Genomic DNA, 9,722 nt, shown 5'->3' with positions numbered 1-9,722 from the left:
GGACGATCCGCAGGCAACGACACCACCTCGGGAAGATCAGCCAACTCCCGCCGCCAATAGGCCAGCTGCCCGGCGATGCGACTGTCGGCGTCATTCAGATCGCCGAGGTGTTCGCGCTGCCACAACGTGTAATCGGCGTACTGCACCGGCAACGACTGCCAATCCGGAGCCTGTTCCCGCCGACGCGCGTGATAGGCCACTGCCACATCACGGACCATCGGCGCCATGGACCATCCGTCAAAGACGATGTGGTGCAACACGATACCGAGCACGTATCGATCCGGACCGACCGTATAGATTTGCGCCCGGATCGGGATCTCGGCCGACAGATCAAATCGATACCCTGCCAAGGACATCAGCGCGGTAATGAGATCGTCCTCTGATACCGATACTGACACCGACCCGGCTCCGACGTCCGCACACCGCCACATCCCCGCCACGGCCGGCAACACATCCTGCAGCGGCACCCCGTCAACGTCGACGAAGACCGTGCGCAGCGACTCATGTCGTGCGATCACATCGTCAAGAGCCGCCGCCAACGCCGCCACATCCAGCGTTCCGGTGATCCGGAACGCGATCGGCATGTTGTAGGTCGCCACCCCGCCCTCGAACCGGTTGAGAAACCACAGCCGTTGCTGCGCATAGGACAACGGGATGCGCTCGGGGCGGTCTTGCGGAATCAGCGGTGCGTGACCGCCCGATCCGGCATCTATGCGTGGGGCCAGTGCCGCAATAGTTGGTGCGTCGAACAGCGTGCGCACCGCAAGACTGGCGTCCAGTCCTGCATTGACCGCGGCGATCAACCGCATCGCCGACAGCGAATCCCCACCCAGGTCGAAGAACGAATCGTCGATCCCGACCCGGTCCAGACCGAGAACCTCGGCATAAATTCCGGCCAGGACCTCTTCGACCACTGTGCCGGGAGCACGGTAGTGATCACCGTCGCTGTATTCCGGTGCAGGCAACGCCTTCTTGTCGAGCTTGCCGTTCACCGTCAACGGCAAACCGTCCAAGACCGCCACGGCTGCCGGCACCATATAACCCGGCAACCGCTCAGCCAAGGCGTCACGGATACCGGCGGGATCGAGCATCCCGGCCACCGACTCGGTGACATAACCGACCAGCCGTTTGTCCCCGGGGCGATCCTCCCGCACGATCACCGCCGCCTGTTTGACCCCGTCCACATCGGCCAGTGCGGCGTGGATGTCGCCGAGTTCGATGCGGTAGCCGCGAATCTTGACCTGCTCGTCGGCACGGCCCGAGTACCGCAACTGCCCATCAGCACCCCACGACACCACATCCCCGGTGCGATACATCCGCGTTGCAGCGTCGGAGAACGGGCACGCGACGAATCGCGACGCGGTCAACCCTGGCCGGCGCACATATCCCACGCCCACACCGCGGCCGGCCACATACAGCTCGCCCACCACACCGGTGGGCACCGGACGCAACCAGCGATCCAAGACGAACAGCGCCGCACCGGGCACCGGTAGACCGATCGGGACAACAGTCGGTCCGCCTGCCTCTGCCGCCTTCAGCGGAGCGCTGATCGTGGCGTACACCGTGGTCTCGGTCGGTCCGTAACCGTTGATCATCACCCTGTTCGGGGCCCACCGATCCACCACCTCCGGTGGGCACGGCTCGGCCGCGATCATCAGCGCCGCAGACTCCAGCCCTTCGAGAGACAGCATCGACACCGCCGAAGGCGTCTGACTCAACACTGTCACGCCTTCGCTGACCAGCAGCGTCTGCAGGTCGTGCGCTGATCGCGTCGTCGACTCCGGAACCACAACCAGCCGGCCGCCGTGCAGCAGTGCGCCCCAGATCTCCCACACCGAATAGTCGAACGCCAACGACGAACACTGCGCCCAGACCTGCTCGGCGCCCATCACCACACCCACGTCGAGGCGATCGAACAGACGTGTGACGTTCTGATGTGAGACAGCGACACCTTTGGGCATGCCTGTGGTACCCGAGGTGTAGATGATGTGCGCCACGTCATCGGCCGACGGGCCCACCGGCAGTGCACGATCGGGCTGCGCATCGATGCGGGGATCGTCGACCTCGACCACCGGCACACTGCAACCGATCAACCGCTCGGCGAGCTCACCCCTGCTGAGCACTGCAACCGGCCCTGCATCGGTCAACATGAATTCGATCCGGCTGTCCGGGTGCGCCGAGTCGATCGGCAGATACGCCGCACCGGTTTTGAGCACGGCCATGATCGACACCACGGCCTGCGCGGACCGGTTCAACAACAACGCCACGCACTGTCCAGGGCCCGCCCCGTATCCGACAAGCCAGTGCGCCAACCGGTTCGAGGCCTCGTCCAGATCGCGGTAGGTGTACGTCCGGCTGCCGAAACTCACTGCGGGCGCCGCCGGTGCCCGAAGCACCTGGGCGGCGAACAGTTCGGGGATCGACGTCGCGCGCGCCGCCTCGGCCAGAACCTCGCGATGACCGAACCCGTCCAATCGGGCGTGCTCAGTAGGGTCGAGCAGATCCACCGACGACAGCGACCGGGCGGTGTCCTCGGTCATCGCCACAAGAACCCGCTGCAACCGCTCGATCAGTACCTCGATGGTCACCGCGTCGTACACATCGGTGCGGAACTCGACCATGCCGCCGATCCCGTCGGGTGCGCCGGTGCGATCGAATCGTTCACCCAGCGACAGCACCAGGTCCATGCGGGCAGTGCGGGTTTCCGCAGGCAACGGAGTGACTCGCACCTCGCCCAGGGGCATGCCCGACGCCGGATCGGCACCGAAGTTCTGCCACGACACCATCACCTGGACGAGCGGGTGATGGGTAAGGCTGCGGGCCGGGTTGAGCCGCTCGACCAGGACTTCGAACGGCACATCCTGGTGTTCGAACGCTGCCAGACCGCGCTGGCGCACCTGGCGCAACAGCTGGTCCACGGTGGGTTCTCCGCCGAGATCGACCCGCAGTACCAAGGTGTTGACGAAGAATCCGACCAGGTCGTCGAGCGCCGGATCGCTACGTCCGGCAGTCGCGATCCCCAGCGCCACATCGGAACTGTCGCTGAGTCCGGCCAGCAGCGCGGCGAGGCCGGCCTGGATCACCATGAAGCTTGTCACGTTGTGTTCGCGAGCGACCCGCGCAACCCGCTGTTGCAACTCGGCAGGCCACTGCACCGCCACACTGGCGCCTCGGTGATCGGCGACAGCCGGATAGGGCCGGTCGGTGGGGAGTTGTATCCGCTCCGGCAGTCCGGCCAGCGCGGTCTCCCAATAGGCCACCTGCCGCGAGAGCACGCTGTCGGGATCCGACTCTGAGCCCAACCACTCCTGTTGCCACAGGGTGTAATCCACATACTGCACGGGCAACGGCGCCCATTGCGGCGCGTGCCCTGCACACCGGCCGGCATAGGCCACACCCAGATCGGTCACCATCGGGGTGATCGACCATCCGTCCGCGGCGATATGGTGTACCACCGTCACCAGCACGTGCATATCCGGGGCCGTACGGAAAAGCGTCGCTCGCAACGGAATCTCGCCGGTCAGATCAAAACTGTGTTGCGCTGCCGATCGGGCAGCCTGCTCCACCTCTGCCGCCGGCCAACCGGTGGCATCGATCTGTTGCCAGGCCGGCTCGACCTGTTCGGCCGGCATCACGACCTGCCGGGGAACCCCGTCCACCGTACTGAAAACGGTGCGCAGACTTTCGTGCCGGCCCACCACATCGGCGAGCGATTGCGCCAGCGCATCGACGTCCAGTGGTCCGTCCAACTGCAAAGCCACCGCCATGTTGTAGATCGGCGAGGGCCCCTGCAACTGATCCAGGAACCAGAGTCGTTGCTGCGCATAGGACAGCGGGATGACCGCAGGGCGGTCTTGCGGCGCCAAGGGCTCGCGCCCACCCGAACCGGCGTCGACCCGTGGCGCGAGTTGCGCGACAGTGGGTGCGTCGAACAAGGTGCGCACTTCCAGCGTGGTGTCCAGGCTGGTGTTGACGGCGGCGATCAGCCTCATGGCCGAGAGCGAGTCCCCACCGAGGTCGAAGAACGAGTCGTCGATCCCGACGCGCCCCGCTTCGAGGACCTGGGCGTAGATTCCGACCAGGACTTCTTCGAGCACGGTGCCCGGTGCCCGGTACCGGTCCCCGTCGGCATACTCGGGCGCGGGCAGGGCACGCTTGTCGAGTTTGCCGTTGACGGTCAACGGCAATGCCACGAGCGTCATCACCGCGGCAGGCACCATATAGGCAGGCAACCGTTGGGACAGCTCGGCGCGCACCTGTCTCGGATCGGCGGTCCCCGTGAAGTAGGCAACCAGACGCTTGTCGCCCGCGTTGTCCTCACGCGCGATCACCACGGCCTGCCCGACTCCGTCGAGATCGGCCAGCACCGACTGGATTTCGCCCAGTTCGATGCGGTAGCCACGGATCTTGACCTGCTCATCGGCGCGACCGCCATACCGCAGCTGCCCGTCCCGGCCCCAGGACACCAGATCCCCGGTCCGATACATCCGGGCTCCGGGCGCCCCGAACGGGCACGGCACGAATCTCGAGCCGGTCAGCCCGGGCCGACGCAGGTACCCCACGCCCACGCCGCGGCCCGCGACATACAACTCGCCCACCACACCGGCCGGGACTTCCCGCAGCCAACGATCAAGGACGAACAACGCCGCGCCCGGCACCGGCAGGCCGATCGGCACGGCTGCCGCGCCGCCTTTTTTCAACGGAGCACTGATCGTGGCATACACCGTCGTCTCGGTGGGCCCGTAACCGTTGATCATGACTCGACCGGCTGCCCACCGATCCACCACGTCGGGCGGGCACGGCTCTGCCGCGACCATCAACGTTGACACCGATTCCAGTCCGTCGTCGGGCAACATCCCTACCGCAGAAGGGGTTTGGCTCAGCACGCTCACCCGGTGCTCAACCAGCAGAGCATGCAGATCCGCCGCGGAACGCGTCACCTCCTCGGGGACCACCACCAGACGGCCGCCGTGCAGCAACGCACCCCAGATCTCCCACACCGAATAGTCGAACGCCAGCGACGAACACGCGGTCCAGACCTGATCCGGACCCATCGCCACACCCACATCGAGGCCATCGAACAGACGTGTCACATTCTGGTGGGTGACCGCGACGCCCTTGGGCACACCGGTCGTACCCGAGGTGTAAATGATGTGAGCGACGTCATCGGCCGATGGCGCGGTCGGCAATGCGGTCGCCGATTGAGCACCGATACGAGGGTCGTCGGTCCGCAGGACCGCCACATCACAGGCGGACAACCGTGGCTCCAGCTCAGCCGTGGTGACCGCTGCGACCGGTCCGGCGTCGGCCAGCATGAACGCGATACGCGCATCAGGTACCACGGGATCGATGGGCAGATAGGCCGCGCACGACTTCAACACACCAAGAATCGCGACGATGGCCTGCGCGGATCGGTTCAACAGCAATGCCACGCACTGGCCGGGCCCCGCGCCGTCGACGATCAGTCGTCGCGCCAGTCGATTCGACTCCTCATCGAGTTCCCGATAGGTCATCGACGAGCCGTCGAAGGTGACTGCCACCGCATCGGGGGTACGAGCCACCTGCCGGGCGAACTGCTCGGGGATCGACTCCTCCACCACGGGCTGTGTCAATACCGCCAGATGCCCCATCGCATCGAGTCGCACATGCTCGGCGACATCCAGCACATCCACCGATGACAACGCTCGCGACGGATCTGCCGTCATCGCCGTCAGGACGCGCTGTAAACGCTCCATCACGGTGTGAATGCTCACTGCGTCGAACACATCGGTACGGAACTCCACTGTGCCACCGATGCCCGCCGGCTTGCCGGTGTCGTTGAAGTGTTCAGCCAGTGCGATAACCAGATCGGTGCGCGCAGTTTGGGTTTCGGCCTGCATGGGGATGACGTGAACATCGCCCAACGCCAGGCCGGCGGCCGGTCCGTTGCTGTGCCAGGGCAGGTTCTGCCAGGTCAGCATGACCTGAACAAGCGGATGATGCGTGAGCGACCGCGCCGGATTGAGCCGCTCCACCAACACCTCGAACGGCACATCCTGGTGTTCGAAGGCTGCCAGACTGTGCTGACGTACCTGGTGCAGCAGTTCGGTGATACTGGGGTCTCCGCCGAGATCGACACGCAGCACCAAGGTATTGACGAAGAACCCGACGAGATGGTCCAGCGCCGGATCACCACGCCCCGCGGTCGCGATCCCGACCGCTACATCGGGACTGCCGGTGAGCTGAGACAGCAGCACCGCCAACGCAGCCTGCACGACCATGAAACTGGTCGCATTATGCTCGCGAGCCACCCCGGCGACCTGCTCCTGCAGCTCAGCAGGCCATTCCACCTCCACACTCGCACCGCGGTAATCGGCCACCGGCGGATAGGGCCGATCCGTCGGCAGTTGCAGGCGTTCGGGCAGGCCCGCCAGCGCCTGCTCCCAATAGGCCAACTGCCCGGAGATCACGCTGTCCGGGTCGGAGACCGATCCAAGCCACTTCTGTTGCCACAGAGTGTAATCCGCGTACTGCACCGGAAGCGGAACCCATTCGGGCGCGCGCCCCGCACATCGACTGGCATACGCCGCACCGAGGTCGTTCACCAACGGCGAGATGGACCAGCCGTCGGCGGCAATGTGATGCACCACCGCCACCAGCACATGCTCCCCATCGGAGATTCGGAAAAGCGTTGCCCGCAAGGGGATATCACTGGTGAGGTCAAAGCTGTGGTGCGCCGCCGCCGAGACCCGCTCCTCAAGCTGACCCGCAGGCCAATCGCAGGCATCGACGATGCGCCATCCCAGATCGACGTCTTCAGTGGGCAGCACGATCTGCCGGGAGACACCGTCACTCGCCGCGAACAGCGTGCGCAGGCTCTCCTGTCGGGCCACCACGTCAGACAGCGCCCGGCCGAGGGCATCGGCGTCGAGATGCCCTTCCAGCCGCAACGCCACCGCCATGTTGTAGATCGGCGAGGGCCCCTGCAACTGCTCAAGGAACCACAGGCGCTGCTGCGCATACGACAGTGGAAGGACCGCTGGACGTTCTTGTACGGTCAACGCCGGCCGGGCAGCCTCGCCACGGTGGTGGTCCAGATACTCCGCGAGGCCCCCGACCGTGGGCGCTTCGAACAGATACCGCACCGGCACATCGCGTCCCAACGCCGTCTGCAGCCGCCCACACACCCTGATGGCGATCAGCGAGTCGCCGCCGAGCGCGAAGAAATCGTCGTCGAGACCGACCCGGCCGAGACCGAGTACTTCCGTGAAGACCTCGGCAACAGTCTTTTCGGTCGAGGTCTGTGGGGCCCGGAAGGATGCGACGACAAATGTCGGCGCAGGTAGCGCCTTTCGGTCGATCTTGCCTGACGAGGTCAACGGCAGTTCGGCGAGCACCATGATCTGTGTCGGCACCATGTACTCCGGCAGCCGCTCGGTCAGCCACTGCCGCACCGCACCCACCTTCGCATTGGTGAGCGGATCGTTGGCGTAACCACCGAGCGCGCGGGCACCGGTCGGGGTGGCGTAGAGATCGGTCAGCGCCTGACGGTGTCCGTTCTCGGGAACGCGAAGGAAGACCGCGTCGACAGTGCCGGATTGGGCACCCCAGGTGACCGCGGCCCGGTATCCGGTCTGCTCGCCGAGCCGGTACAACTGCTCCGGCACGACGGAGGCTTCCGAAATCGCGGTGTCGTCGGCGAGCGCGAGCAGTTCGGCGAGCGGGAGGCCGGCCACCAGCGACCGTTCGATGCTGACGTCGGCGACCAGACCGGCATGAGGAATCGCGCTGACCCGTACCAGAGCCGGCCGTTGCGTGGTCAGTTCGGCGTGCAGACCGCTGAGCCCGGCACAGTCTGCCCAGGACCAGGTGGGTGCTGCCGCCAGCGAGCACACCGGCGTGGGTGTCTTGTGGATGATCACGTCGTAGCGGTAGCGGGTCAACTCGTTGTCGGATTCACCGCGTTTGACCTGGATGTCCACCCCGCCCACCGACGGATGCTCAGCAGCCCAGGTGGTGAAGAACTCCGGAGACAGCAACAGCTCGTGTTCGCCGTGCACCGCGCGCTGCACGAGCTGCCGGATCTCGTCGGTGTCGGCGCCGGAACCGCTGCGGGCCAACGCGATGCCAGTTTGGAAGGCGCCCTGCAGACTGTGGTTGCGCACATCGCCGACGAACAACCGCCCACCGGGCGCCAGTAGCTCGACAGCCTTGTCGATGACCTCCGACAGATACTCGGCGCTCGGAAAATACTGGATGACCGAGTTGACGATGACGGTGTCGAAGTGGCTGTGCGGCAGGGACTCGGTGACGTGCGCTGGTTGCGCCAGCAGGTGAACGTGGGAACCCCACGGTTCGGCAGCCACCGCGGAACGCAGTGTCTGCACCGTCGGTGCCGAGAAGTCCGTTCCCCAGTACTCGACGCACTCAGGGGCGACCTGGGACAGGATCAGCCCCGAGCCGACACCGATCTCCAGCACCCGCTCCGGCTGCAATGCGCAGATCCGATCGACAGCGACCGAACGCCATTCCCGCATCTGCTGCAGCGGAATCGGTTCCCCGGTGTAGCTGCTGTTCCAGCCCCGGAAGTCACTGCCGAATTCCGATACCTCGAGTTCGGCGTCATAGAGCTCGTCGTAAACGTGTTGCCACTGGTCGACGACGTCGACCTCATGGTCGGCGGTGACGGTGTGCTCCAACGCGATGTAACCGACCAGATGATCGATGCCGGTGTCGCCGTGGTGTACCGCGGCGGCCGCACGATTGACGTGCGGACAGGCGAGCAGCGTGTTCTCGATCTCACCCAGTTCCAGACGCTGCCCCCGCAGTTTCACCTGAGCATCGGCACGACCGAGATACTCCAGCGATCCCGTTGCGCTCCAGCGCACCAGATCACCGGTCCGGTACATGCGTGCTCCAGGTCCCCCAAAGGGATTGGCGACAAACCGATCTGCGGTGAGCTCGGGGCGGCCCACATAGCCTCGCGCCAACGCCGGGCCTGCCAGATACAGCTCACCCACCAGTCCGACCGCGGTCGGATTCAGCCGAGCGTCGAGAACCAACGCGCACACTCCGGCAATCGGGACGCCGATCCCGACCGGCCGGCCCGCTTCCAGCGCACTCCAGGTCGACCAGATGGTGACTTCAGTCGGACCGTAGGCGTTGAACATCGCCCGCCCCGGTACCTCCTCGCGTCCGGGTACCTTATCCTCCTCGCGTCCGGGTACCTTATCCTCCTCGCGTCCGGGTACCCAGGCCGCCACCAGTTCAGCCGGGCAGGCCTCTCCACCGGTGACCAGCGTGTCCAGTCGCCCGTCGAGTCGGGTCCGGTCGAGGGTCGCCAGCACCGTCGGGGTGATGAGTGCCGCGCTGACGTGCTGGCTGTGCAGAATCTCGGTCAGCGCTTCTCCGGCATAGCAATCCGGTGGCGCGACCACGAGTGTCGCACCGGATGCCACCGCCCACAACCACTCGAACACCGATGCGTCGAAGGTGGGTGCGGCCACCATCAGCACCCGGGCGTCCGGGTTCAATCCGTACACGTCGCGATGTGCAGCAGCCTGTCCCAGCAGACCGGCATGGCTGACTACCACGCCTTTGGGGGTGCCGGTGGACCCGGAGGTGAAGATCACGTATGCGGCATTGTCGGTTCCCAACGGCGCCGGAAGCTCTGATTCGGCGATCGGTTCCGCGGACCGGCCCGACACATCGAGCGCATCGAGGGACAGAACAGGCCGCTCACC

At 65.6% G+C, this 9,722-nt stretch carries 1 protein-coding gene; it reads right to left on the bottom strand.

All coding sequences use genetic code 11. The features are described 5' to 3' along the window. The coding region (locus tag M1247_RS36360) for a non-ribosomal peptide synthetase (protein WP_317161300.1) at positions 1-9,722 on the bottom strand (9,722 nt) is incomplete at both ends.

The sequence above is a fragment of the Mycobacterium appelbergii genome (genome assembly GCF_032883035.1).
Lineage (GTDB): Bacteria > Actinomycetota > Actinomycetes > Mycobacteriales > Mycobacteriaceae > Mycobacterium > Mycobacterium appelbergii.
The sequence above is the reverse complement of the archived record's forward strand: the minus strand, read 5'-3'. Positions and strand labels throughout refer to the sequence as shown.